The organism is Rubritalea squalenifaciens DSM 18772, assembly GCF_900141815.1.
GTDB lineage: Bacteria > Verrucomicrobiota > Verrucomicrobiia > Verrucomicrobiales > Akkermansiaceae > Rubritalea > Rubritalea squalenifaciens.
In genome coordinates this window covers 161,921-187,581 of record NZ_FQYR01000002.1, presented here as the reverse complement: position 1 = coordinate 187,581, position 25,661 = coordinate 161,921, and the positions used below count along the sequence as shown (strand labels likewise).

Sequence of the window (25,661 nt, the reverse complement as noted above, 5' to 3'; positions counted from 1 at the left end):
TCAACTTTTCACGCTGCCTCAGAGCAGCAGTATGAATCATGCTTAAAAAAGTCCTTGTTGCAAACCGTGGGGAGATTGCCCTGCGTATTATCCGTGCCTGCCGTGAGCTCGGCGTAGCGTCCGTGGCTGTCTATTCAGAGGCAGACGTTGACTCCATGCACGTGCAATTGGCAGACGAAGCCGTCTGCATCGGCCCTGGTCCCAGCAAAGACAGCTACCTGAAGCCTGACCGCATCATTGCTGCCGCTGAGATCACCGAGGCAGATGCGATCCACCCGGGCTACGGTTTCCTTTCTGAGAATGCTCGCTTCGTGGAGATCTGCGAGTCTTGCGACATTAAATTCATCGGACCATCTGCGGATACCATCCGCATCATGGGTGACAAGAACACCGCCCGTGCCACAGCACTCGCCAATGGCGTGCCAGTGACTCCTGGTTCAGAAGGCATTCTTGAGTCTGCCCAGCATGGTCTCGAAGTCGCTAAAGAGATCGGCTTCCCGGTCATGATCAAGGCGACCGCTGGCGGCGGTGGTCGTGGCATGCGCCCGGTCATGGAGGAAAGCCAGTTCATCGACATGTACAATCAGGCCAGCCAGGAAGCGATTGCCTGCTTCGGCAATGGTGACTGCTACATCGAGAAGCTGGTACTGAATCCTCACCACGTGGAATTCCAGGTGATTGCTGATACCAAGGGGAACTTCATTCACCTTGGTGAGCGTGACTGCTCCATGCAGCGCCGCAACCAGAAGATCATCGAGGAGTGCCCATCGCCACTCGTTTCCCCTGAGCTGCGTGAGCGCATGGGTGAAGCATCCGTCAACCTCATCAAAGCCATCGGCTACGAGAATGCTGGTACGATCGAGTATCTCGTGGATGAGAACGGCAAGGACTTCTACTTCATGGAAATGAACACCCGTATCCAGGTCGAGCACCCGGTTACAGAGGAAGTCATGGGCTGTGAGCTCATCAAGGAGCAGATCCGTGTGGCGGCTGGTGAGCCTCTCTCAGATCACGTTCTCAAGGCTGAGCCTCGTGGCTGGTCCATTGAGTGCCGTATCAACGCTGAGGACCCATACAACAACTTTGCGCCGAGCCCAGGCAAGATCGACCTCTGGTACGCTCCTGGCGGCAAGGGCGTGCGTGTAGACACTCACGTCTACTCAGGCTACTCCGTGCCTCCTCACTACGATTCCATGATCGCCAAGCTGATCTGTACCGGAGCCACCCGTGAGATCGCTATCGCCCGCATGAACCGCGCTCTTACCGAGTTCATGATCCGCGGTATCAAGACCACCATCCCCTTCCAGATTGAAATCATCAATCACGAGGACTTCAAGACTGGCCACTACAACATTGGTTGGGTCGGTGAGTACCTCAAGCAAAAGCAGGAAGAGGCAAAATAAAATCTCTCAAGGGATTTTAAACCAATAGATCTATAAGAAAAGCGAGGTTCCTCCAGCGGGGGCCTCGCTTTTTTCATGAACAATTGTTCTAAGAATTCTAAGACAATGCCTTGCTGGGGCGTTCTTTAGGTATTCCCCTCCAGCCACCCCAATGGCGCCCCCCATAAACAATTCAAGCGGGGAACCGGAGTTCCCCGCTAGAAGTGTGTGTGTGTCGTTTTGCTTTTAGTTGCCTCAAGGTGGCGTGGTTATACTTCACTCGTTTTTGAGATTTGTCGAGAAAAAATATGTCAAAAAAGTCACGACGTTGCATTTTTTTTACTCACTCACTGTGAATAACTTATGAATAATTTTGGGAGCCCTTTGCAAAATTTATCGAAAATTGTCACCAATTCAGCATAAAAAATTGTAACCCGAATTCATTACATTCATCTATCTACTCAAATAGGGCTCAGATATGATAGACGTCTTGATATTTTAGGGGTACATTGGTGGTTTTTGGCATCGCTTGGTCGCCTTTGATGGGCTTCAAAGCATTGCCCCGTAATGGATGCATAGGCGCGAGGATGCAAGATGAATGAATTGTCATCTCCTGTGTTTGCCCATGGTGTAACTGGGCTAAAATTGTCACGAAGATCAGGGCAAAAGCTTAATTCAAATCACCCTGGTCCAGGTTTTTGCGTGCTTCACGTTCGAGCTTCTTTTTCTCACGGGCTTCCCTGAAAAAGCCCTGCAGGATGCCGAGGCAGTCGTCATGCATGACGCCGGAGGTAATATCGCAGCGGTGGTTGAGTGGAGGATTGGAGTCGAGAAGGTTGATCCAGCCGCCAGCAGCCCCACCTTTCGGGTCTGGACAGCCGTAAACCACCCTGTCTGGGCGACAATGTACGATGGCGCCGGCACACATCGGGCAGGGTTCCTTGGTCACGTAGAGGGTGCAGCCTTCCAGCCGCCAGTCGCCGAGGACGTTCTGGGCGGCGGTGAGAGCCAGCATTTCGGCGTGAGCCGTGGCGTCTTTAAGGGTTTCTACCTGGTTCCAGGCACGGGCGATGATCTTTTCGTCTTTGACGATGACCGCACCAATAGGAACCTCGGTGGCTTGATAGGCCCTCCGGGCTTCACGCAAGGCCTGCTGCATGAAGAAGTCATCACTGGTCATGTCGAACACGAAGTCGTCGCTCATGGCTCAGGTGTAACCACGGGAGCTTTTCATGACACGCATATTTTCGTGTCAGTATACGTTTCGGCTCGTGCGGGATGGGAATTCAGGGATTATGGGAACACATATGAAGAATTGGCATTGTTCAGATAGAATCGTTGCTCCCTCCCTCTTGGCTGCTGACTGGGGAAAGGTGACTGAGGAGGTTTCCCGTGCTATCAACTCAGGGGCTGACTGGCTGCACATGGATGTGATGGACGGTCACTTCGTGGACAATATTTCCTTCGGTCCGGATATGATCAATGCCGTGCATGAGTCCAATGACATCTACCTGGATGTGCACCTGATGATCACCCGCCCGGATCACTATCTCTCCCGCTTCATCGAGGCAGGTGCGGACGGGATCACCGTACACCTGGAAGCTCATCACAAAGTAGGCGAGACGCTGGACCGCATCCGTGCGGCAGGATGCTCGGCCGGCCTGGCGATCAACCCGAATACCCCGGTGGAGGACATCGTTCCCTTCCTCGACCAGATCGACCTTCTGCTCTGCATGACGGTGCATCCAGGCTTCGGCGGCCAGGCTTTCATGACGGAGGTTCTGCCGAAGATTGAAAAAGCGGTCAAACTACGTGAAGAGCGCGGCCTTCATTTCCACATTGAGGTAGATGGCGGTATCGATGCCACGACGACCTCTCTCGCAGGAAAGGCGGGCGCCAATGTCATGGTGGCAGGTTCGTCCACCTTCAAGGCTCCAGACATGGGAGCAGCCATCAAGGCTATCCGCGAAGCCTAGGCTCTCACGCGACAGCCATTCTTAAATTTCCAGAAACTCCCGGCCTCCCTGCTGAGTCCGGGAGTTTTTTTTATGCCTCGTCCAGCTTCTAAGCCCATCAGGGCACCCTCATTGTGATCTTGATTTTACCGGGAAAATTGGTGAGAATGCGGGGGTTAAGGGTCTCGTGTTTTGCTGGGCTCGCAACGTTCCCCCCAAAACCAACAATACTATGAAAACAATTACCGCCTTAATGGCTGTCGCCTGGACTGTCTTGCTCAGTTCCTGCATCGACTTCGAATTGAAGAGCAAGTTGAAGAACAATGGCTCCGGTGAAATGACGATGACCGTCACCTCGCCTGCCAAACCACCCTTTGATCAAGCGGCCGAACTCCCGACCCAGGAAGAGCTGGACCAGGAAGCCAAAGACCGGGCCGAGGAAAACAAAGCCAAGGCTGAAAAGGCTGGCGTGGAGATGAGCGACTTTTCCATCAAGCTGGTCGGCGATAAGAAGGTGGAGACCAGTACCGTCAAGTTTGACAGTTTGGAGAAGCTGAACGCTTTCTTCAACGAAGGTGAGGAAGGCAAGACCGAGACCAAGGTCACTCTGGAAGACAAGGACGGCAAAAAAGCCTTCAAGATGGTCATGAAGGTGGCCAAGGAAGAAGAGCAGCCAGACGAGCAACAGATGGCCATGATGAAAGCCATGCTGAAGGATGCCAAGATGACGCTCAACTGGAACTTCGAGGGCGAGGTCACGGAAGCCAGCGAGGGCGGAAAGATCGGTGAAGACAAGAAGTCAGTCACCTGGGTCGTGCCTCTCGTGGATCTCTTTGAGAAGGGCCTCGATCTCAGCGCTACCTACAAGTAAGCGGCTCTTACAGAATCTCAGTCTCCTGGACTCACGCAGAGTTCAGGAGATTTTTTATGCCCAGTCCTTGAAGGGGCTTCTGGAGAGAGCTGCATTGGAATAGCGGCGGTCCTCACTGACTTCCTGGCCGATCCATTCGGGAAGCTCGAAGGATTCATCCTCAGCGCTGAGTTCGATCTCTGCGGAAACCAGACCTTCGTTGTCTCCCTGAAACACATCCACCTCCCAGGTGTGGTCGCCGTGAGGAATGTAGTGGCGGGTCTTGCGTACGAGCGATCCCAGGCAGAGCTTGAGCAGCTCCTCGGCCTCAGCCAGTGGTACATCGTACTCGTATTCAGCGCGGGAAATGCCTTGTGAGCGCCCTTTAATCGCCAGAACCCCTTTGTCCTCCTCGATCCGGATGCGGACGGTGCGCTCCGGATCTAGCGAGAGGTATCCCTGCACCATTTGGCAGGTCTCACCTGCCGGGAAGGTTCCTTTTACCAGAAACTTGCGCTCTATCTCTACTGCCATGCTCGATGCCTTATCGGAATCCGTGGACTTGCGCGAGTGGAAAACCATGGCGAGGACCTGAGAAATTTCTTTTGCGCTCGTCATCCGCGGTGTGGCTTGCTTCATCTAGGGCATGATACTGAGAACGCTGTCGCTTCTACTACTCTGCTTCACCTTGAGCAGTTGCCTGGATTTAAAGTTTGAGGGAGTCATCCAGGATACGGGTGCCGGTGAAATGTCCGTGGTCACTGAGGTGCCGGCGGTGAATCCGCTGAATCAGAATGAGGCCCTGCCTACACAGCAGGAGCTGGATGCCGAGAGAGATGCTTATCTGGCCGAGGAAAACGTCAAGGCTGAGAAGGCAGGAGTGGAGATCACCGAGTCCACGATCGAGCTGGTGGGTGACAAGAAGGTGCAGCGCACTACGCTGAAATTTGCCCGCCTCCAGGATCTGAATGCTTATTTCAACCAGGATGAGCAGTCCAAGACTGAGATCTCTCTGGAACCGAGAGAGGACAGCATGGGCTTCAGGCATAAGATTACCATGCAGATGCCGGAGCAGCAGGATGCTCAGCAACAGGCTGTCTTTAACGCCCTCGCTGAGAAGACACGCATCACTCTCTCTTGGAAGTTTCCTGCCAAGGTTGGTGTGATCAGTGAAGGTGGAGTCGTCAGTGATGATGGCCAGACGGTAAAGTGGGAGTACTCGCTCAAGCAGCTGGCGGAGAACGGCATCGAAGCCTTTGCCATTATCGAGGGTAAGCTGAAGCAGGAGAGCTCCACCACGCCAGATGCGGTTGGTGAGCCAGAGCAGAGCGAGTCCGAGGAAACTGGCAACCCCCTGCTCTTCCAGATCATGCTGGTGATGTCCATCATGGGGGCCTTGTTGATTGCCTATCTGGTCTACTTGAAAGTACGACTGTCTCGCCAGATGCAGAGCTGAAAAGAAAAATCCCTCACGACCAGGTGGCCATGAGGGATCAACTATGAATCACGCGGTGAGCTGATTATCTGCCCATCTTGGACATCAGCTCTTTGGTGCTTGGGTAGTTCCCCTCAGCCAGAGCCTTGTCTGCTGCATCCAGGATCTTGGTGTAGTAATTGGTAGCACGAGGATCCTTGGTATTCTCCAGCGCCTCCTTGGCAGAGCCAAGAGTGGTTTTAGCTCCCTCGGCATCGCCAGCAAGGAACTGGAGGCGTGCTTTGTTCATGTAGTCACTCACGGCTCGTGGATCTTTTGGATCGATCTCTTTCATGTCAGAGAGCGCAGCTGCCGCGTATTCCTTGGAGCCCTCTCCTGCATCCATCATCATGACAGCCTGGCTGTCGATGTGCATGGGCTTGAATCGGTCAAACTTCTCGTTGGCTTCGCCGCGGAGTTTCAGCAGAGCTGCCCAGTCACCCTTTTGGACATTTGCCTGAGTCAGGTAGATGCCTTTGGAGACACTATCGTCTTCCATGTCATTGGCGTAGGCGATCATGCCGTCCCAGTCCTGTTGCTTCTTGAAATTGTTGATCTTTGCGCGCTCGGCCTTGGCCTTGGCTTCCTCCTCGGCTTTTTGCTTGGCGTGTGCCACTGGGTCAAAGGAACCGTCCATGATGGAGTCGATGAGCTCCTCATTGATCTGTGCCGGGTGGGACATCAGGATCAGCTTGCCGTCCTTGACGATGAAGGCGTGCGGGATGCCGCGTACGCCGGCTGGCTTGAGCCAAGTCTTTTCGAAGTTGGACCCCTTGCCGCCAGAGTAGGCTACGGTGTAGGTCATCACGTCCTTCTTCTTGTCCACGAAGCCTTCCACTTTATCCAGTCCGTCTTCCCAGACATTCATGCCTAAGACCACAAGGCCTTTGTCCTGATACTTCTTATGAAGGTCGTTCACGTGAGGAATGGCGGCGACACAGGGTCCGCACCAGGTAGCCCAGCACTCGACGATGTACACCTTGCCTTTTTCATCAAAGCTTTTGATTTCCTCGCCCTGTACCCAGGTGACTCCTTCCAGAGCAGGAACTTGGTCACCAATGCTCAGCTTGCTGGAATCCTTCTTCTCGCTTTTCGCGGCGGTGTCTTTGTCCGTGTCTGCTGCGATCAGGTTTTGAGCAGCGAAGCCGAATGCCAGTGACAGGCAGAAGGCGGCTGTTGTTTTGTAGCTTTTTCTCATGGTTTTCTTTTGAGTTTGATTTTGCGTGATTGAGGGATGGGTTTGAATGCGGAACACAAGGCATAGCGGCCTCGCTATATCCTTATGTCTAAACTAAGGTATAAAAGTAAGTTCATCGGTATAGTCAGCATTCGTGTAGAGGGTCGGAGCGGTAGAGTAAGTCCTTCAAGGTAAAGCTGACTGGTTAGGTTGCACCTTTTTTTATTTGATCTTTCATCGCTCCGCCTACACCCTCCGCGCGTAAAGAGCGTGCGCACGCATTCCTTTTTCATTTTCAATCACCAACACAACGTAACCATGTCCTACGACCTTATTGTCATCGGCGGCGGCCCTGCCGGATACGTCGGCGCGATTCGCGCAGCACAACTCGGTAAAAAAGTAGCCTGCGTCGAAGTAGAGCGCGCTGGCGGCACCTGCCTCAACTGGGGCTGTATCCCAACCAAAGCTCTGCTCAAGAATGCTGAGCTGTACCAGACCCTGACCAAGAAGGCTAAGGAGTTCGGTCTTTCATTCGACAATCTTTCCTACGACTGGTCCCAGGTTGTTGGTCGTTCCCGTAAGGTCTCCGGCCGTCTTGCCGGTGGTATCGAGTTCCTCTTCAAGAAGAACAAGGTCGACTACATCAAAGGTTTCGGTTCCGTGACTGGCGAAAACACCGTTGAGGTGAAAGCTGCAGACGGCACCACCCAGACTATCGAGGGTAAGAACATCCTCATCACTACCGGTTGTAAGTCCCGTGAACTCCCACCACTTCCATTCAACGGCAAGTCTGTGATCTCCTCCAAGGAGGCCATGGTGCTCGAAGAGCAACCTAAGTCCCTCGCCATCATCGGTGCAGGTGCGATCGGTGTGGAATTCGCCTACATCTACAATGCCTTCGGTACCAAGGTGACTCTCATCGAGATGATGGACAACATCCTTCCTGTGGAAGACGATGAAGTCGGTGCTGAGATCGGCAAGTCCTTCAAGCGTCAGGGTATCAAGGTTCTCACCAGCACCAAGGTGACTGGTACTCAGGACAACGGCGACTCCGTGACTCTCACTGTCGAGAACGACAAGGGTACTCAGGAAATCACAGCGGATGTCTGCCTGGTAGCGATCGGTGTGGCTCCAGTTCTTCCTGGCGGCCTTGAGCCTGAGCTCGACCGCGGTTTCATCAAGGTAGGTGACCGCTATGAGACTTCCATCCCGAACGTTTACGCTTGTGGTGACATTTCCGGCCCACCATGGCTGGCGCACACCGCTTCCTTCGAGGCGATCCAGTGTGTAGAAGGTCTCTTCGTGGAAGGTCACACCCCACGTAAGGTGGGTAACTTCCCAGGTTGTACTTACGCTCACCCACAGGTGGCTTCCGTCGGTAAGACTGAGCGCGCGCTCAAGGAAGAAGGAATCGAGTACAAGGTCGGCAAGTTCCCATACGCAGCTATCGGTAAAGCCCAGGCTTCCGGTGACACAGAAGGCTTCGTGAAGCTTCTCTTCGGTAAGGAGCACGGCGAACTCCTCGGCGCTCACATCATCGGTGACAATGCTACCGAGCTCATCGCTGAAATGGGTCTCGCTCTTGAGATGGAGTGCACCACGGATGAAATCCACAGCACCATCCACGCTCACCCGACCCTCGCAGAGGCAATCCACGAGGCAACTCTGGATGCGGACGGCCACGCCATCCACTTCTAAGAGATTCCTTTGAGGACAAAATATTTCAAAAGGCGGCTTCCCATGGGAGTCGCCTTTTTTGTAGAAACTCCCATCATGAGCAATTGGTACTATTCCAAGGACAACCAGCAGCACGGGCCGATTGGCGCGGAAGAGCTGAAAGCCAAACTCGGATCAGAGCTTCCGGCTGACACGCTGGTCTGGAGGGAAGGCATGGCGAATTGGTCTCCAGCACGTTCAGTGACGGAGCTTAATTTTACTCCTCAGCAGCCCATGCCGCAGGCGGCTTCTCCGATGGCTGGAGCAGCTACGGCGGAGGGAGTCTTGAACCCTTATGCGGCACCGACGTCGAATGCGCTGGATATGCAGATGGTCGACTATCCATTGCCGTTCGTGAAACGCGCGAATTACGGACTGCTTTTGGGCTCCTGGATTGGTGGAGTCGTTCTATTTTTGATAGGTATTGTCATGATGGGAGTCATGAGTGCGGAGAGTTATGGGACTCCAGCTGATGATGTGAGTATTCCCGCGGTGCTGTTGATACTTTTGGGCCTGGGCATTATCTGCTTTGGGGCGATACTGAGTCTCATTTACGTGCACCGCGCTTGGACGGTGCTTCAGCCGGCAGGAGCGAGCACCACACCGGGGAAAGCAGTCGGTTTTCTGTTTATCCCCTTATTCAATATCTACTGGACCTTTGTGGCCTACTGGAAGTGGGCCAAAGAGTGGAACGAGGCGAAGCCTAGGTACCAGTCACTCCAGCATGCACCACAGGGCTCAGAAGGCGTTTTCCTAGGAGCATCGATTTGCCAGTGCGTGGGAATCGTTGTCAGTGGGGTTGGATTTATTCAACTCATCCTCCAGCTGATTGGCATGAAATCCATGTGCGAGGTGATCAATTTTGCACATGAGCATAGCGCGGAGAAAGGTCGATTTTAATCTTTAAAACAAGATGTTGAAAAGGCGGCTTCCCATGGGAGTCGCCTTTTTTGTAAAACTCATCATCATGACCACTCAGAGTAACTGGTACTATTCCCTGAACAACCAACAGCATGGCCCGGTAAGCCGTGCTGAGCTGGACCAGATCCTGACTAGTCACCATCCTGCCGAGGTGCTGGTCTGGAGCGAGGGAATGCCTGAGTGGGTGGCGGCTTCCAAGATGGAGACAGCTTCATCTACCCCGGTGACGCCCTACGCCAGTCCACATAGCTTTCCCGTCGGGCCTGTCCCGGGGCTGGCAAGACGCCGTACCAGCGGGATGGCCATTACCGCGATGGTGCTGGGTATCATCAGCGTACTGAGCTTTGGCATGCTAATCCTGCCGCAGATCCTGGCTGTAGTCTTTGGCCACATCGGGATGAGCCAGTGCAAGAATGACCCTAACATGGATGGCAATGGACTTGCGATCGCCGGGCTGGTGATGGGCTATATCTTCATCGGTTTGTTCCTGCTCTTTTTCCTGATCCTGATGATTCCGGTTCTAGCACTTTGAAAAATTGCTGTCACTTTTTGCGTAGTTCTGTTCTCCATAAGGAAGCTGGCTCCCAGTTCCAACCAATGTTCCCATCATGAAATTCAAACAGATCCTAACCGTTTTCCTAGTTATGGCGGCGCCGCTCGTGGCGGCTCCGAAGAATGCTTTGTTCATCTTTGCCGATGACCTGGGCTATACTGACCTGGGGTGCTTTGGTTCCAGCTTCTACGAGACACCAAACCTGGACGCTCTCTGTGCGGATGCCATGAAACTGACCAATGCCTATGCGGCTTGCCCGGTCTGCTCCCCTACCCGCTCCTCCGTGCTCACCGGTCAATACCCGGCCAGAACACGCAACACGGACTACTTTGGTGCCTACAATCCCAAACCAGGCTCTGCGATTCCCAAGCACCTGAAGAACCGTCCGGTCTCCGCCGCTCCCTATGTAGAGCGCCTGCCTGCCGAGCTGACCACCCTACCGGAAGCTCTCAAGGAGCATGGCTACGCTACTTTCTTCGCCGGTAAATGGCACTTGGGGCCCAAGGGCTCCTGGCCGACTGACCATGGATTTGATATCAACAAGGGAGGCTGGACACGCGGCGGCCCTTATGGAGGTAAAAAATATTTCTCACCTTACGGCAACCCGGTACTCGAAGACGGCCCAGATGGTGAGCACCTGCCGGACCGTCTGGCTCAGGAGACAAACAAATTCATCAATGCCACAGGAGACAAGCCCTTCTTTGCCATGCTCTCCTTCTACTCCGTCCACACCCCGCTGATCGGGCGTAAGGATCTCGTGGAGAAATACAAGAAGAAGGCTGAGAAGCTCGCTTATAGCAAGGAGGAGACTTGGGGCTTCGATACGCCGCGTAAGGTGCGCCTCAAGCAGGATCATGCCGTCTACGGTGCCATGGTGGAAGCCATGGATGAAGCCGTCGGCAAGGTCATCGACAATCTCAAGAAGTCCGGCAAGTACGAGGATACCGTGATCATCTTCTACTCGGACAATGGCGGACTCTCCACTTCCGAAGGCTGGCCGACCTCCAATCTTCCTCTGCGTGCTGGTAAGGGCTGGCTCTATGAAGGCGGCATCCGTGAGCCTGCCATGATCCGTATCCCGGGTGTGACCAAGGCAGGATCCAGTCTGGAGACACCGATCACCTCCACAGATATTTTCCCGACTATTCTCGAGAGCTGTGGCCTGCCCCTCCAGCCCAAGGTACATGTGGACGGAGTCAGTCTCCTGAAGACCCTCAAGGCGGAGAAAGAGCGTGCCCTCTACTGGCACTACCCACACTGGGGTAACCAAGGTGGCTCTCCCGGCGGCGCGGTGCGTCTCGGAGACTACAAGTACATCCGCTACTACACCGGAAAGCCTGCGGAACTCTTCAATCTCAAGGAAGACCCATCCGAAAAGAACAACCTGATAGACAAGCAGCCTGAGATGGCCAAGAAGCTTTCCGGCATGTTCGACGCCTGGCTCAAGGAGACAGATGCTGTCATGCCGATCAAGAATCCCGACTACGACGGCAAGCTCAAGAAGTGGTAATTTCCCAAACTCTAAGTGAAAAGCCTCCGCTGCGCCGGGGGCTTTTTTGTGATCAATCGGCAAATAGCGTCAGCAAGCAATGAGGGCTCGAAATGGCTGGCCTATAGGTATTAGCTGGAAGCATGTACCGATCTGTTCTCTTCTTACTCCTCGCCCTTGCCTTGATGGGTTCCATGCTCAGCCGGACGAATGCTGCCGACCAAGCAAAGCTCTATCAGAAGGTGGCTGCGGCGTCCTTTGAAGTGCATGCCAATGGCAGGCTCGCGGGCTCAGGCTGGTTCGCTCCTGAGAAAGGTTGGGCCTTTACCGCGTTCCACGTGGTGGGGAGCCGGAATAAAGCTCTGGAACTGCACAATGGGAAGAAATCATGGAAAGCCGTGGTACACGCGATCTATCCGCTCTATGATGTCGCCTTGTTGAAAGTGGAGGGAGAGACTCCCGAGGGGCTGGCCTTTGAAGAGCAGTTTTCCCCTGTCGGTGAAGAACTCTATCTTTACGGAGCGCCGTTGTATCGCCATGGCGTCTGGCTGCCGGGTAGAGTGGCTAGGCCGGATTTGACCTACGAATGGATGGCAGAGTTAAAGGGAGCGATTGGCTGCTTTCACGTAGCGGGACATGCTCCCAAAGGGGTTTCTGGCGGTCCTTGGGTGAATAGTCAGGGAGAGTTGGTAGGTCTGCAGTCTGGGACCATGTCCTTGGGCAATGCGCAGCAGGGCATTTCCTTTGTCACGCCAGCAAGTGCGATGATCGCCTTGCTAGAAACGAAGAAAGATTTTCCAGTCCTGAGTCTGGGATGTGCTTTTGAGGAGTTGGCAGAGCAGCCGCCAAGCTTTCTAAACAAACTTTCCAAGGAGCAGACTGGTGTCGTTCTTAAGGTCGTCATGCAGGACGGGCCACTCGGCAAAGCGGGCCTGCAGGATGGAGACATTCTCGTCTCCTTGGATGGAGTGGAACTCAAAACACGCAATGACGCCTATGCCGCAGTGCAGAAGCTGGACAGCAAGAAGCCCGCAAAACTGGTGGTCTTGAGGGCCGGGGATCAGGCTAAGATTCTGGAGCTGGCTCCAGTGAAGTTATTCTAACTAGCCTTGTTGCTTCAGCTTCTTACGAAGTGTGGCGCGGTTCATGTCCAGTGTGCGCGCCATGAGGGCCTGGTTGCCCTCGTAGCGTTCCAGCAAGAGTTCCAGCAGATCCTTTTCGAGTGCGTCGTGCATGTCTTTGTAGTGAGGATTGCCATTCTCGAACCAGCCTTGCAGCCAGTTTTCGAGAGCTTCTTGAATCGGGGTGCGGGATTTCTTGCTGCTCTCCGAAACGTGGGCGGTATAGTTTTCAGGAAGATCTTCCGGGAGAAGTTTGTCGCGTCCATTGGAGGAAATGACCGCGTAGCGCATCACGTTCTTCAGTTCGCGCAGGTTGGTCTTCCACGTCTGGCTCTGTAGAATGGAGAGGAATTCCTTATCGAGTTCGATGGTTTTGGTGGGCGCGATGTCTGCCAAGAACAAGGAGCACAAGGCTGGCAGGTCCTCGAGTCTCTCCTTCAGAGTGGGCAGATTGATCTCGACTCCCTGAAGGCGGTAGTAGAGGTCTGGATGAAAACTGTGCGCCTGCACGGCATCACGGAGTCCAGTCTCCGGAGCAATGCTGATCCACTTGACTCCTGAGCCAACGCTCACGCAGTCGGTGAGAGCTACTTGGCTTTCCAGAGCGAGCTGATCGATGTTGTCTAACACCACGCATCCACCCTTGGCTCTGCTGATGATTTCTTGCCAGTCGGTATCCCCCTGGATGTCTGCGCAGGAGACTACTTCGCAGGATCCTTCACCATCCAGATGCTGGTGGATGAGTCTGGCTACGTGGCTTCTGCCTGTGCCGCTGGCTCCGCAGATCATCACCGGTTGTTGGCTGGCACAGGCCTGTGCAATTTGTTGAAAGACCGGGCGCATGCAGGGCGCATTGCCGACAAAGCTGACACTGAAGCCGTGGCTTTCCTCGGCTTCCTCCGCCACATCGAGCGCACGGTGCAGGAATTTTTCCAACTCTCCGAAGTCCACGGGTTTGACGAAGAATTCGGCGATGCCTGATTTCTTGGCGATGATCGCGTTATCGATTTCACCGTGTGCGGTGAGCATGGCTGTGGGAGGTGGTGTCTTGTCGCCATAGGCATCTAGCAGATCAAAGCCCTTGCCGTCTGGTAGACCCAGGTCGAGCAGGATGGCCTGCGGTTCACCGCGCTCGATCTCTTTCTTGGCTTGAGCAAGATTAGGAACAGCGATGGCACTGAAGCCCAGTCGCTCGCCTGCGGCAGAGAGTGCAAGTGCGAGTGCGCGATGGTCTTCTACGATTAACAGTTTCGGCAGTTTCATGGTGTTTCCTCCCCGGATTCTTTTCTGGATATCCAAAATCTAACGACGGCTCCCCCGTCCTTTTGGTTAAATACTTCGGCGCCTCCGCCATGAGCTTCGGCCACGCCTTTGACAAGCGCCAGCCCGAGCCCCATTCCCCCCTCTTTCTCAGAGAAGAAGGGCTCAGCAAAATTCTCTAGGGCACGTGCTGAAAAGCCTTTGCCCCGGTCATGGACGGCAAAGCTGGCCTGCTCTCCTTCCTGCTTCACGCTGACGAGCAGCTTGCCTCCCTCCGGCATGGCGGCTACACCGTTATCCACCAGGTTGCGGATGGCCTGGAGGACTCGCTTCTCATCGCACTCGGCGACCAGAGCTTCCGGTGCCTCCAGCACGACCTCAATGCCATGATAGGCGTACACCTCTGAGCGGCGTTCGATAAATTTTCTAACACTGGCTGCCAGGTCATGCGCGACTTTGCGCGGTGGTGATGGCTTGGCAATGAAGAGCCACTGGTTCACTAGCGTGATGATATCCTCTGCCTCCTCGCGCACCATCTTTGCCACGGTCTTGTTGTCCATGGCGTCTGCCTGCATCAGGATTGCGGCTGCCGGATTCTTGATTTCGTGGGCCAGTCCGGTGGCGATCTGCCCCAGCATGGCGAGACGCTCGGATTGCTTGCGCATGGATTGCTCGGTGAGGATCCGCTCACGTGCGGAGTCCAGCGCCCGAGCCAGCTGGCCGAGCTCGTCTGAGCGCCGGGTCAGGTGCTCGGGGAGGGCTGCTTCACCGAAGTCAGGTGCTTTTTCAGCCAGTTCCTCCAGTGGGCGGACCAGTCGCCTGGCGAGTAAGTAGGCGGCCACGGCTCCTAGAGTGAGAATAATCATGAGCAAGGCCCACAGCCGGGCTTCGCGGAAATCGAGCAGCTGCCTCTTCTCTCTGAGCACGACCAGGTGGCCCCGCTTGTTCGTGAGCTCTACGGCAATAGCTTCCTTGCCGCCCTCTTTGGCGTAGGCATTTTCGGAATTGGCGGCTTGCGAGGCCAACTGCATGTCAGCCGTGTCCCAGCCATCGCCGCCTTCGACCTCATTGTCTGGAAAGACGATGGCGACGGGATGCCCCATGGCCGTGGATAAGTTCTCCGCCATCCGGCCGGACATCGGCAGGTTCATCCGCTCCAGCAGCCTGGAGTTACCTTCTAGGGTTTCCCTCAGCCGGATGCGCTCCTCGGTGACCTGTACCCAGCCTGCCCAAAAGGTGCCCAAGGCTCCCACCACTAGCACCAGAGCCAGTAAAGGAAGCAGCAGACTGCGGAAGAGTCCGCCACTGCTGTTTTCAGGAGTCCTTGATGGTGAGTTGCTTTCCATGCTGCTTGGGTAATATGAGCATATTTTATCCACATGTAAACAGCGTGGTGTGAAAATTATCCATCTGACTTGAATCCGTGTATAATTAAGGATTCCATGCAGGTCTATGACACACCTTCCTGCAACCCGATTAGCAATGACCCTGCTCCTGGCGGGCATCCCTATGACAAGCGTCATGGCGGAGGAACTTGCTAAGGAAACAACAGAGACCTTGGACCCAACCGTAGTCACCGCGACACGTTCACCGGAGTCCATTACCGATACACCTTACACCGCTTCCGTGGTAGACCGCAAAGATCTGGACGATCACCTGATCCGTTCCATCCCGGATGCTTTTGTCGCCGTTCCTGGCGTCTTGATCCAGAAAACTGCCCATGGTCATGGATCTCCCTACATCCGCGGTTTCACTGGCCGTCAGAATCTTCTCTTGGTGGACGGCATCCGCATGAACAACTCTACCTGGCGTTCCGGTCCGGTGCAGTACTGGAACACCTTTGACCAAGAGAACCTGCAGAGCATCGAGCTGATCAAAGGCCAGGGCTCCGTCCTTTATGGATCTGATGCCATCGGTGGTACAGCGAACCTGATTTCCCGCTCAAGCGGTTTCATGGATCAGAGCGGCTTCTTCAGCCAAGGCCGTAGCCACTACCGTTTTGACACCAACTCTGAAAGCCATGTCGGTCGCCTGGAGGCAAATATTGGTGAAGGTGGTAAATGGGGCCTGACCCTAGGCCTGACCGGCAAGGACTTCGGTGACATCCGTGATGACGCCGTCGGCCGCATGAAGCGCACTGGATACTCCGAAGAAGCTTTTGACCTGAAGTTTGAGACAGCGATTTCCGATTCAGCTATCCTGACTCTGGCGCACCAGTATCTGAACCAGGATGACATCTACCGCTGGCACCGCACCATCTACAACCCGGGTTGGGTGCATGAAGGCGAGCAACTCATCGGTGACCAGTCCACATCTGGAGCCAAGGCGGAAATCTATGATCAGGAACGTTCCCTGACCTACGCCCGTCTGGCTGGTTCCGTGGATGGTTCTTTTATCGATAACTATTCGGTGACTCTCTCCTATCAGAAGACCCAGGATTCTACCTATCGTGACCGTACCAATACCGGTGGCAATATCGATACCAAGGTGATCGATCTGGAGACCTACGGCTTTGATCTCCAGTTGGAGTCCAAAGTGGGTCCAGGTTCCCTCATCTATGGTCTAGACTACTACCGTGATGAGGCAGACGCCAGTGCGGCCCGTAACGGGACCTTCCGCCCTAGCAGCCGCCCGGTAGCAGATGATAGCACCTATGATCTCCTGGGTGCCTTTGCCCAGTATCAATGGGAGGCCACGGATGCGCTCAAAGTGACCGCGGGTGCCCGCTATTCCTATGCGGAAGCCGAGTGGGAAGGCTATCGCCCATCCGGCGCGAGTGAAGACCAGTCCGGTGACAACCACTGGGATGACCTCTCCCTCAGCCTGCGTGCCATGTATGACCTGAGCAACAGCTGGTCTGTCTATGGTGGGGTTTCCCAGGCCTTCCGTGCACCAAACCTTAATGATCTAACAGGCAGCACCTACTCCCTGAACGGGATTAACAGCTCCGGCTCCGTGGACGTAGACCCAGAGGAATACATCAACTACGAGCTCGGTTTGCGTTACGCATCCGAAAACACCACCTTCGGTGTAGCTGCCTACTACAATGACATCGAAGACCAGATTGCTGGTGTGGATGATGGCATGGGTGGCTCTACCGCGACCAATGCTGGTGAAGGCTATATCTTTGGTGTTGAAGTAGACGGTGCTTACCGTTTCGCCGAAAACTGGGAAGCCCGTGCCTGGGCTGCCTGGCAAGACGGTAAAGCCGAGTACCCAAGCGTGATCAATGGCCCAATGGAAGAAGACACCATCCGCCGCATGCACCCATTCATGGGTGGTGCTTCCCTGCGCTGGACCCGTACAGACGATCGCCTCTGGATCGAGTCTCGCGTCAAAGGTGCAGCCACTGTCACCAACGTGAATGCCTCCACCAAGGCTTCCGGCAATGACAATACCCGCGTGCCTACCAGCGATACCCCATCCTACTTCATTGTGTCACTCTACAGTGGCTATCAGGTGAATGAGAACCTGGAGCTGACCCTCGGTCTCGAGAACCTGCTCGATGATGACTACCGCTACCACGGCGCTGGTCAAAACGAGCCAGGCCTCAACGCCATCCTCGGCGTCACCATGACCTGGTAACCGCCAGCACAAAGTACCTTTACTCATACCAGGCGGCCCTACGGGGCCGCCTTTTCTGTGCAGGATTCCATTGTTCTATGGGGGTAGAGTATCCCTTCTAACATAGATCGATGAATTCATGTTTGTTAGATGTGGCTAAATGGTGACCTCTTCATGTTCTTTTAATGATCTCCTAGAGATCATGCTTGCGTGTGATCGGTCAGGGGTCTAACAAGAGGTCGCTGCCTGCTCTACCCAAATGTTCCGTGTCCGATTAACCAAGAGTCTGCTGACTGTCCTGCTGTTGTTCCCCATGTTGGTCTTGGCGGAGTCTCAGCCTGAGTTGATGAGTGCTCAAAACGAGGTGAGTCAGGAGAAAAGTGTCTTCAATCGCATTCCCGAACCGGCCACTTGTGCCCTGATTGGACTGGGAGGTATGCTGCTGATATTACGGAAACGCAGGGGTTAAGCTTGGACGCCCGAGATCTGTGTGCATATTTTGTACTCGGTGTTGCTTGCTATCGGTGCAGTCCTCCTGCACCTTCTAGGCATCATGAATGCGACAAGCTCCGTGAATCTCGATGCGGTAAAGTCCTATCTATTGGACCTACAGGACAATATCTGTGCCAAGCTGGAAGCAGCGGATGGCAAAGCAAAATTTAAGGAAGACGCTTGGAAGCGTGAAGAAGGTGGCGGTGGCCGTAGCCGCGTGATTACAGACGGTGCGGTGATCGAGAAAGGTGGAGTGAATTTCTCCCATGTGCATGGGGCTTCCATGCCTGCCTCGGCGACAGCACACCGCCCGGAATTGGCGGGTCGTTCCTTTGAAGCGATGGGTGTTTCCCTGGTGATTCATCCGGAGAACCCCTACGTGCCGACCTCCCACGCCAATGTGCGTATATTTTGTGCTCATAAGGATGGGGCTGACCCTATTTGGTGGTTCGGTGGTGGCTATGACCTGACCCCGTACTACGGCTATGATGAGGACTGTGTCTTCTGGCATGAGACAGCCAAGAAGGCCTGCGATCCCTTCGGTGAAGACATTTATCCACGCTTCAAGAAGTGGTGTGATGACTATTTCTATCTGAAGCACCGCGGTGAGCCGCGTGGTATCGGCGGCCTCTTCTTTGATGATTTCAATGAGCTCGGCTTCGAGAAATGCTTTGAGTTCATGAAGTCAGTTGGTGATTCCTACACAGACGCCTATGTGCCGATCATCGAGAAGCGCAAGGACATGGAATACGGCGAGCGTGAGCGTGAGTTCCAGCTGTATCGCCGCGGCCGCTATGTGGAGTTCAACCTGGTGTTTGACCGGGGAACTCTGTTCGGTCTGCAGTCTGGCGGACGTACCGAGTCTATCCTGATGTCCCTGCCTCCGCTGGTACGCTGGGAGTATGACTGGCATCCAGAGCCAGGCACTCCTGAGGAGAAGCTTTATACCCATTATCTGACCAGCCGCGACTGGCTCGCCAAGTAACTTTGTAGTAGTAGATGCACATATCATAAAGGCGGCACCAGAAATGGTGCCGCCTTTTGCTTAAAATCTAAAGTTTGCCTGAGGCTGTGTAGTCTCGATTATTGAGCGAGTTCTTTTGCGCGCTTCTGGCTCTCCTCGGAGAGGAACTTGATGTCGAAGCTGAGAGTCTTGCCGTCAGACTTCTCAATGGTCAGTTTGTCACCAACGAGGCTCACAAATTTACCAGAGATGGTTTTGTCTCCCTTGGCGCTGGCCCAGTCTTCCACGGCCAATTCCTTGTCCGAACCTTCTTGCGTGTCGGTGCTTTCCTCGGATCCTGATGAGGATTTGAGGCTGTTGGCAAAATCACCACAACCTTTGGTGAGAACATTCAGCGGGTAGCTGCGTTCCTTGCCACCGATGGTCACGATGATAGCTTTGTCGGTAGCTTTCTTGAAGGTGCCTTTGTAGTAGTTGCTGCTGTCTTTGAGCCTCATGAAAATTTCACCCTTTGGCTGAGCATCCGGGTTGTGGGCTTCCATCTTTTCTTTAAGCCCACCGGCAGCTTTTCTCAGTGCCGACTCGTCCGAGAGAACTTTATTGCTGTATATACCGAAGACCTCGTATTGGTTGGGCGAGCAAGCAACAGCAAAGGGATAGGTATTTCCTGCTTCAGGGGATTCAAGTGCACGATAAGTCACTGGCGAGATGTAATCATAGCGATCTTTTGCCTTTCTCGGGAGATATACCATGACTCCCTTGCGTTTGAACTTCTTGAAAGCGGCCACACTGGCCACTGCACAAGGTCCTCAGGTAGTCCCTTTGTCCGTATAGATAAATACCAGAGGAAGTTTTTCCTCCTTTGCCTCGGCAATCGCTTCTTTCATTTCGGTGTGCTCATAGACACCGCTGGGAATTTTGAAGCCTGCCAATGTCGTCATGGCCATGCATAACGACATGAGTACACACATTGCTTTCATAGTGGTGAGTAGGTAAAAGCACGAGAATGCATGATGCAAGGGGAAATCCTAGTATACAGGCATTTGATTTCCTTTTCTTTTTGAGCTGAAAGGTGTTAGCTTGTGATTAATGACTGCTAGAAAAATCAAGATCATCGCGGTGTCTTTGGCTTTGCTGCTGGTGGGAGTGGTGATTTTCCAGAACACGGGAACGATGGAGACCAAGGTGCTCTTTGCGCGCATTGAAATGCCACAGGCTTTCATGTTGTTCCTGACCTTTAGCTTTGGCATGCTGGTAGGATTTGTCCTGGCGTACTCCAAGGCCCACAAGCGCATCGCGGCCACGCTCAAATCCAAAGATTCCTAGATATTGGCGCATTTTAAAAAGCAAGTCAGCGCACGAATTGGACATCCGCCACGTATCGTGCATCATCGCTGATGTGAGGAAGTATGTGGGGACTATGCCGCACTATCGGCTTCCAGAATCATTTCAGAACCTGCATAATACCAATTACCAATATGTCCTATCTCGACAAACTTTATGACCTAGAAGGCAAGGTCGCCGTGATCATCGGTGGCACAGGCGAACTCTGCGGCCATCTCGCCCTCGGGCTGGCCCGTGCAGGTGTGGAAGTGGTTCTTGCCGGCAGAAACGAGGAGAAGGCCCAGGAGAAGCTGGACTTGATCGGAGAAGTCGGTGGCAATGCCTATTTCGTGCCGACCGATCTCACTCAGAAGGGCTCACTCTACGCCCTGCTGGACATCGTCAATGAGCAGTCTGGCCAGGTGGATATCCTGATCAATGGCGCCGGGGTCAACTCACCGACTCCCTTCTTCGATATCAAACTAGAGGATTTCAATACCATCCTGGACATCAACTTGGGAGCGGTCTTCCAGGCATGCCAGGTCTTCGGCCAGTACTTTATTGAGCGTGGAGCTCCGGCATCCATCATCAATATCGGCTCGATCTCAGGTCTCACTCCTCTCTCCCGCGTCTTCACGTACTCAGCTTCCAAGGCAGCAGTGCACAACCTGACCCGCAACCTGGCCCGTGAGTGGGCGGAGCACGATATCCGCGTGAATACTTTGGTGCCAGGCTTCTTCCCGGCAGAGCAGAACAAGGCGGTGCTGGATGAGTCCCGTGTACTGGAAATCCTGCGCAAGACCCCGATGTCTCGCTTCGGAAACCCAGAGGAACTTGTCGGCGCTACACTGCTACTGGCTTCCAGCACGGCTGGTGGATTCATCACTGGTACCGAGATTGTGGTGGACGGTGGCTTCAATGCCATGACCATCTGATCCCGAGTCATCCACTTTAACAAAGAGAACCCCACAAGCCTAGGCCTGTGGGGTTCTTTGTTTACGTAGTGTGCCCTAGAATCTAGCGGCGTCGGCGCAGGATAAATCCAAGTCCTGCCAGCCCGATTAGAGCGGTGCTAGACGGTTCAGGTACTGATGCGAGTGAGTAGCCGATACCGAGGTAGGTGTTACGCTGGATGCCAGAGCCGGTATCTGTGGTGGAAAGGAGGCCTGCGTCCACCGAGATGGTAGTGCCTGTGACTTCGCCGATTTTGACGGCATAGGCTTCCCAGTTGGAATCGCTGGCGCCAGTGACTCCGAGTGAGAACCCGTCTGCGTAGGTATTGGTGTCGACCAAATCAGGATAATCAACGAGTGCGTCTCCAGTGAGTGCTGCGGCGATGCCACCATCGTCATTGCCGTCAGTGCGGCCTAGGTAGATGGCGTAGACATTGTAGGTGGCGTTGGCCAAGCCGGAGATAGAGGTGGTGACAGTCAGGTTGGCGTTATCAGTCGCTCCGTTACCAAAACTGGAGTATGCCGCGCTAAACTCTGCAGGAACGGCGCCCCAAGAGCCGGCGGTGCGGTACTTCCAGGTGTCGGCATCACTGAAGCTGCCCTGGCTACGTGTGGTTACCGCAGTGCCGGGGTCGATATTGGCGAAGACTGTATTTCCAGCAGAGCCGGATGCGTCGAATTCATCGGCTTCGACGACGGTGATGCCACCTAATTCCATGGTGGCGGCCTGAGCATAGCCGAGGCAGGCTAGCAGGCCGGTGAGGAGGATTGTGTGTTTCATAGTTGCATGTGTTTGTTGAGTTTGTCTCCCGAATTGGCGGGAAATAACATTTTAACAGTATCCTCGGATCAAGTAGATTTGGCTATGGACGCCTGATTCAAATCTTATGACAAATCGTCTCACAAATCCTCCCATCACCATCATTTACGCCACTTATGTTTACGATGAGCGTATTCATCGTGGTATTGCGCAGTATTGTCAGTCGCGTGGTTGGCGGGTGAAGCTGCTGCTCCCTCACAATTGGAGGCAGACTGATGTGCCTGATCTGCTAGGCGTCATTAGCTCATTTGAGCCGGAAAAGGATTCCAGTGGGATGAATGCCTTTCTGCTCTCTCTCAAGGTGCCCATCGTGGACATGAGCCGGAATGCTCCGGAGATGGAGCTTCCCAGGTTTCTGCTGGATCTGGAGCGATCCGGTGAGTTGGCGGCCAGTCATCTAAGTGAGAAAGGCTACGATACTCTGGCCTACATCGGCTGGGGAGATACCTGGCATGATGATCTGCGGATCAAAGGCTTCACGCGGATGGCTGAGCAACTGGGTGTGGATGTGAGGATTTGCTGGTTGAGGGGATCTAGTGCGTCCCTTAGCGAGACAATTTCGAATTTTGTTACTAGTTTGCCTAACAATACAGGCATCTATGGTTCCTACGACCGGATTGCGGCCATGGCGCTCTATGAGGCGATCCATGCCAAACGCAAGGTGCCCGGCCAGCTGGGCATCATCGGCAGTCAGAACCATGAAGCAGACTCAGCCTTCACGGAGATCCCGATCAGCACGATAGACTTGAATCTGGTGCAGCAGGGATATTCGGCAGCTGAGGGCTTAGCAGCATTGATTGATGGGAAAACGCTACCAGCAGCAAGTTACCTGATTCCCGGTGCTATGGTCATCGAGCGGGCAAGCACCCAGCCGGGTGGTGAGAGTGAGGACTTTGCCCGGAAGATGACTCGCTACATATTGAAGAACTTGAATCAGGAGATCTCGGTAGCGGATTTATGTGAAGTAACAAATATCTCACGGGCGACATTGCAGCGGAAGTTCAAGGAAAGCTTTGGGCATGGCGTGGCCACCGAAGTCAGGCTACAGCGGATGGAAAAAGCCAAAGAGCTTTTGATGAATACCAAGCAGACCGCGACGTCCATCAGCGAACAGTTAGGCTATAACGACGTCACCCAGTTTTACCGAAGCTTCAAGCGGGTGGTCGGGCTGACTGCCCAAGAGTACCGTGACCAAGGCCGCCAGAGGAGTTCAGTCCAGTGGGCTTGATGACTTGTCAGGGATGCTATTTCTATCGACTGAGTTAGAGATGCTTGTTAATGATAGAGCATGTATTTTGGACCAAACTCTGGATGGATTTGCCGTTTGTTAGCTGCTGGTAGCTTGGTGCTATCACCCCTATTCTTGGGGAGCTGTGCCAATGAACCACTGGGGGCTATGCCCACGAAGGCCGCTCTGCCGAACATGAAGCGTGTCGGTGCAGATAGATATTCCATCAGCTTCCAGACTGCTCCCTTGGCACAACATCCAGGGGGAGCCCAGGCTGTCGTCAAGGGAGGAGGGTTCACCTACATCAGTGGTATCCGGCTAACGGTGGATGGACAGACTATGGAGATCCCTACCAGGGCCTGTACGGATCTGGGGGATCCCATGGAAAAGACGGCCAAGCTGGGTCAGTCTGCGGATGGTTACGTGCTGCAGTTTTCTGGTGGCGATGGAGCGGAGGCCTATATGGCCCGATTCATCTTGAAGAATGGTACGCTGGCCTGGCGTCGGATCACCTGGGTAGGTCCTGATGACACAGGTTTGCGCCTCATGAGCCACTACAAGGATACCTGGTACGCACCCAAAAGATGATCCTCCAAATCCCTCGGGGCTGACAGCATTTGCGGCGCTTTCTGTCGCATTATGTTCAGGATGAGGCCAATCTTCGCGGGTTTCGTCACCCTCTTTGGCGCAATATGTAACTCTAAAAGCCTTTAACTACGCCTTACTCGAATTATGAAATTTCTCCAGTACGCCAAACAATCAGGCCCCGGTTGGGTGCAAGCAGCCGTCACTCTCGGTGGTGGATCACTCGTGGGAGCTCTATATCTAGGGGTAATTGGTGGATACGAATTTTTGTGGCTCCAGCCCTTGGCTATGCTTTGCGGTATTATAATGCTGTCGGCAATCTCTTATGTGACGCTGTCAAATGAAGAGCGTCCCTTCCGCCTAGTGCAGAAAAAAGTTTCTCCTGCATTGGCGTGGGGCTGGTTGATTGCAACAGTCATTGCAGACACAGTCTTTTGCGCAGCTCAGTTCTCGTTGGGGAGTGGAGCTCTTACTGGTAATCTGGGAGTGGATATAAATCCCTATGTGATTACAGGCTCCTTTTTTATCATCTGCCTCTCCTTACTGGCGATTTCTCAAAAGGAGGGAAAGGCCTCCAAGATAATTGATAATGTTCTCAAAGTACTAGTGGCTATCATCGTTCTTTCTTTCATGGGGGTGGTTGCCACTCTGGCCCTTAAAGGAGCAATCAATTGGGGCCATCTCTTCGGTGGTCTCATTCCCGATTTCTCGGCTCTCTTCAAGCCAACGGATCAAATAAATACTGCTATTCAAGCGACGGGTGACCAAGCTGAGTACTGGACGAATTATGTTACGGGTGAGCAGCGTTCAAAAATCATTACGGCCTTTGGTACTGCAGTGGGTATCAACATGACCTTCCTACTTCCCTACTCCTTGCGTAAGAAGGGCTGGGGCAAAGAGCAACGTGAGCTTTCCCGCTTTGACTTGGTTTTCGGATTATTCATTCCGTTTATGCTTGGTGCTTCAGCTTTGGTGATCTCCTCCGCTGCATCATTTCATGCCAAGCATGCTGATGTTATATCGGCTGAAGGAAAGCCTCTGGAAGGTATGGAAGGCATCTACTATGAGGTGTTGGATAAGCGTATTGCTAGCTCGGATGATACGTATGCTGATGACGTAAAAGAAATGAAATCACTCTCCAAAGACATTGCTCTCTGGGAAAAAGAAGGCGGGCCTGCTGAAGAGATTTTAAATGCTCAAGCGCAACTGACTTTGCTATCTGAAGCTGTCGCTACAAAACGTGATGAGGTTCCTCTTCAAGAGAAGCAATTGGCTGCTATGCTCTCAAACCGCAAGGCGAGTAACTTGGCAAAGTCACTAGAACCATTCTTGGGAAGCAGTGCTCAGTTGATCTTTGGTGTGGGAGTTTTAGCCATGGCAATATCTACCATGCTGGTGCACATGATGATGAACGGTTACGCGATCTCTGAAGCATTTAACAAGTTGGGTAATGCAAAGGTATTCATGTTAGGTGCGGCCATGCCTGCGACTGCCGGTTTATTCTCTCCTATACTATGGGACGGCCCGTCAAAGGCGGCTATGCAGGTGCCTGCAGCGGTAATCGCCACCACCCTATTGCCTATTGCTTATCTAGCCTTCCTTTTGCTGATGAACTCGAAGTCTGCATTAGGAGAAGAGTTGCCGAAGAAGCGAGGCCTTATCAATATACTTATGATCCTTTCTGCTGGTATTGCCAGCTTTGCCTCAGTCTGGGCATTAAGTTCTAAAGGCACCGAGGGGATGATCGGTATTGTCGCTCTTGGCGTGCTCGCACTGGTCGGCATCTTCGGCTTTGTGAAGAACAATAAGGTCGCTTAGTAAAATCATTTTATAC

Annotated in this window: 25 protein-coding genes; 17 read left to right on the top strand and 8 right to left on the bottom strand. The window is 53.7% G+C overall.

Features of this window, described 5'->3' with window-relative positions:
* The first annotated feature begins 38 nt into the window (after nt 1–38).
* Nucleotides 39–1,403 (top strand): acetyl-CoA carboxylase biotin carboxylase subunit, encoded by a 1,365-nt coding sequence (accC, locus tag BUB27_RS00795; RefSeq protein ID WP_143157635.1) that lies wholly within the window; start codon nt 39–41, stop codon nt 1,401–1,403.
* Nucleotides 1,404–2,052: 649 nt separating this feature from the next.
* Here accC and tadA read toward each other — a convergent pair.
* On the bottom strand, nt 2,053–2,586 hold the full coding sequence (tadA, locus tag BUB27_RS00790; RefSeq protein ID WP_200797034.1) for a tRNA adenosine(34) deaminase TadA: 534 nt from the start codon (nt 2,584–2,586) through the stop codon (nt 2,053–2,055).
* A gap of 103 nt (nt 2,587–2,689) precedes the next feature.
* Between tadA and rpe the strand changes: the two genes are divergently transcribed.
* Both rpe and BUB27_RS00780 read left to right on the top strand, forming a co-directional pair.
* The gene (gene rpe, locus BUB27_RS00785) at nt 2,690–3,358 is read left to right on the top strand and encodes a ribulose-phosphate 3-epimerase (RefSeq protein WP_143157634.1); all 669 of its coding nucleotides are present in this window, start codon (nt 2,690–2,692) and stop codon (nt 3,356–3,358) included.
* A 211-nt stretch (nt 3,359–3,569) separates the two neighbouring features.
* Entirely contained in the window at nt 3,570–4,208 is a 639-nt protein-coding gene (locus BUB27_RS00780; RefSeq protein WP_143157633.1) for a hypothetical protein, read from the top strand.
* Nucleotides 4,209–4,262: 54 nt separating this feature from the next.
* On the opposite strand, the gene BUB27_RS00775 is transcribed toward BUB27_RS00780, so the two are convergent.
* Entirely contained in the window at nt 4,263–4,721 is a 459-nt protein-coding gene (locus BUB27_RS00775; protein ID WP_143158505.1) for a CYTH domain-containing protein, read from the bottom strand.
* Between the two features lie 112 nt (nt 4,722–4,833).
* On the opposite strand from BUB27_RS00775, the gene BUB27_RS00770 reads away from it, so the two are divergent.
* The gene (locus BUB27_RS00770) at nt 4,834–5,643 is read left to right on the top strand and encodes a hypothetical protein (RefSeq protein WP_143157632.1); all 810 of its coding nucleotides are present in this window, start codon (nt 4,834–4,836) and stop codon (nt 5,641–5,643) included.
* Between the two features lie 64 nt (nt 5,644–5,707).
* Here the strand turns inward: BUB27_RS00770 and BUB27_RS00765 are convergent, their stop codons facing one another.
* Nucleotides 5,708–6,859, bottom strand: coding sequence for a TlpA disulfide reductase family protein (locus BUB27_RS00765; protein WP_143157631.1), 1,152 nt, complete (start codon nt 6,857–6,859; stop codon nt 5,708–5,710).
* A gap of 297 nt (nt 6,860–7,156) precedes the next feature.
* On the opposite strand from BUB27_RS00765, the gene lpdA reads away from it, so the two are divergent.
* The 5 genes from lpdA (at nt 7,157) to BUB27_RS00740 (ending at nt 12,620) form a co-directional block, all read left to right on the top strand.
* Nucleotides 7,157–8,536, top strand: a complete 1,380-nt coding sequence (gene lpdA, locus BUB27_RS00760) for a dihydrolipoyl dehydrogenase (RefSeq protein WP_143157630.1) — start codon at nt 7,157–7,159, stop codon at nt 8,534–8,536.
* Nucleotides 8,537–8,611: 75 nt separating this feature from the next.
* Nucleotides 8,612–9,454: a DUF4339 domain-containing protein gene (locus BUB27_RS00755; protein ID WP_159434714.1), complete on the top strand. Its 843-nt coding sequence runs from the start codon at nt 8,612–8,614 to the stop codon at nt 9,452–9,454.
* Nucleotides 9,455–9,521: 67 nt separating this feature from the next.
* Entirely contained in the window at nt 9,522–10,007 is a 486-nt protein-coding gene (locus BUB27_RS00750; RefSeq protein WP_159434713.1) for a DUF4190 domain-containing protein, read from the top strand.
* Nucleotides 10,008–10,083: 76 nt separating this feature from the next.
* Nucleotides 10,084–11,538 (top strand): sulfatase, encoded by a 1,455-nt coding sequence (locus tag BUB27_RS00745; RefSeq protein WP_143157627.1) that lies wholly within the window; start codon nt 10,084–10,086, stop codon nt 11,536–11,538.
* Nucleotides 11,539–11,660: 122 nt separating this feature from the next.
* Nucleotides 11,661–12,620: a S1C family serine protease gene (locus BUB27_RS00740; RefSeq protein WP_143157626.1), complete on the top strand. Its 960-nt coding sequence runs from the start codon at nt 11,661–11,663 to the stop codon at nt 12,618–12,620.
* On the opposite strand, the gene BUB27_RS00735 is transcribed toward BUB27_RS00740, so the two are convergent.
* Both BUB27_RS00735 and BUB27_RS00730 read right to left on the bottom strand, forming a co-directional pair.
* Nucleotides 12,621–13,901, bottom strand: coding sequence for a sigma-54-dependent transcriptional regulator (locus BUB27_RS00735; protein WP_143157625.1), 1,281 nt, complete (start codon nt 13,899–13,901; stop codon nt 12,621–12,623). It abuts the gene before it with no gap.
* Nucleotides 13,898–15,244: a sensor histidine kinase gene (locus BUB27_RS00730; protein WP_159434712.1), complete on the bottom strand. Its 1,347-nt coding sequence runs from the start codon at nt 15,242–15,244 to the stop codon at nt 13,898–13,900. The genes BUB27_RS00735 and BUB27_RS00730 overlap by 4 nt, the downstream gene beginning before the upstream one ends.
* Nucleotides 15,245–15,380: 136 nt before the next feature.
* Between BUB27_RS00730 and BUB27_RS00725 the strand changes: the two genes are divergently transcribed.
* The 3 genes from BUB27_RS00725 (at nt 15,381) to hemF (ending at nt 18,939) form a co-directional block, all read left to right on the top strand.
* The gene (locus BUB27_RS00725) at nt 15,381–17,483 is read left to right on the top strand and encodes a TonB-dependent receptor plug domain-containing protein (protein ID WP_159434711.1); all 2,103 of its coding nucleotides are present in this window, start codon (nt 15,381–15,383) and stop codon (nt 17,481–17,483) included.
* 238 nt (nt 17,484–17,721) lie between these two features.
* Nucleotides 17,722–17,931: a PEP-CTERM sorting domain-containing protein gene (locus tag BUB27_RS19245; protein WP_143157622.1), complete on the top strand. Its 210-nt coding sequence runs from the start codon at nt 17,722–17,724 to the stop codon at nt 17,929–17,931.
* Between the two features lie 84 nt (nt 17,932–18,015).
* Nucleotides 18,016–18,939, top strand: a complete 924-nt coding sequence (gene hemF, locus BUB27_RS00715; protein ID WP_143157621.1) for an oxygen-dependent coproporphyrinogen oxidase — start codon at nt 18,016–18,018, stop codon at nt 18,937–18,939.
* A gap of 98 nt (nt 18,940–19,037) precedes the next feature.
* Here hemF and BUB27_RS00710 read toward each other — a convergent pair whose 3' ends face one another.
* Together BUB27_RS00710 and BUB27_RS19155 are read right to left on the bottom strand one after the other, a co-directional pair.
* The gene (locus tag BUB27_RS00710) at nt 19,038–19,706 is read right to left on the bottom strand and encodes a hypothetical protein (RefSeq protein WP_143157620.1); all 669 of its coding nucleotides are present in this window, start codon (nt 19,704–19,706) and stop codon (nt 19,038–19,040) included.
* A 21-nt stretch (nt 19,707–19,727) separates the two neighbouring features.
* Complete coding sequence (locus tag BUB27_RS19155) at nt 19,728–19,859, bottom strand: hypothetical protein (RefSeq protein WP_268793957.1); 132 nt, start codon at nt 19,857–19,859, stop codon at nt 19,728–19,730.
* A gap of 148 nt (nt 19,860–20,007) precedes the next feature.
* On the opposite strand from BUB27_RS19155, the gene BUB27_RS00705 reads away from it, so the two are divergent.
* Nucleotides 20,008–20,244 (top strand): LapA family protein, encoded by a 237-nt coding sequence (locus BUB27_RS00705; protein ID WP_143157619.1) that lies wholly within the window; start codon nt 20,008–20,010, stop codon nt 20,242–20,244.
* A 152-nt stretch (nt 20,245–20,396) separates the two neighbouring features.
* Nucleotides 20,397–21,176 (top strand): SDR family oxidoreductase, encoded by a 780-nt coding sequence (locus BUB27_RS00700; RefSeq protein ID WP_200797032.1) that lies wholly within the window; start codon nt 20,397–20,399, stop codon nt 21,174–21,176.
* Between the two features lie 82 nt (nt 21,177–21,258).
* On the opposite strand, the gene BUB27_RS00695 is transcribed toward BUB27_RS00700, so the two are convergent.
* Nucleotides 21,259–21,975, bottom strand: coding sequence for a PEP-CTERM sorting domain-containing protein (locus tag BUB27_RS00695; protein WP_143157618.1), 717 nt, complete (start codon nt 21,973–21,975; stop codon nt 21,259–21,261).
* 106 nt (nt 21,976–22,081) lie between these two features.
* Between BUB27_RS00695 and BUB27_RS00690 the strand changes: the two genes are divergently transcribed.
* From BUB27_RS00690 to BUB27_RS00680, 3 genes are all read left to right on the top strand, one after another.
* Complete coding sequence (locus BUB27_RS00690; protein ID WP_143157617.1) at nt 22,082–23,242, top strand: substrate-binding domain-containing protein; 1,161 nt, start codon at nt 22,082–22,084, stop codon at nt 23,240–23,242.
* A 168-nt stretch (nt 23,243–23,410) separates the two neighbouring features.
* The gene (locus tag BUB27_RS00685) at nt 23,411–23,830 is read left to right on the top strand and encodes a hypothetical protein (protein ID WP_159434710.1); all 420 of its coding nucleotides are present in this window, start codon (nt 23,411–23,413) and stop codon (nt 23,828–23,830) included.
* 144 nt (nt 23,831–23,974) lie between these two features.
* On the top strand, nt 23,975–25,645 hold the full coding sequence (locus BUB27_RS00680) for a divalent metal cation transporter (protein WP_143157615.1): 1,671 nt from the start codon (nt 23,975–23,977) through the stop codon (nt 25,643–25,645).
* The last annotated feature ends 16 nt before the right edge of the window (nt 25,646–25,661 follow it).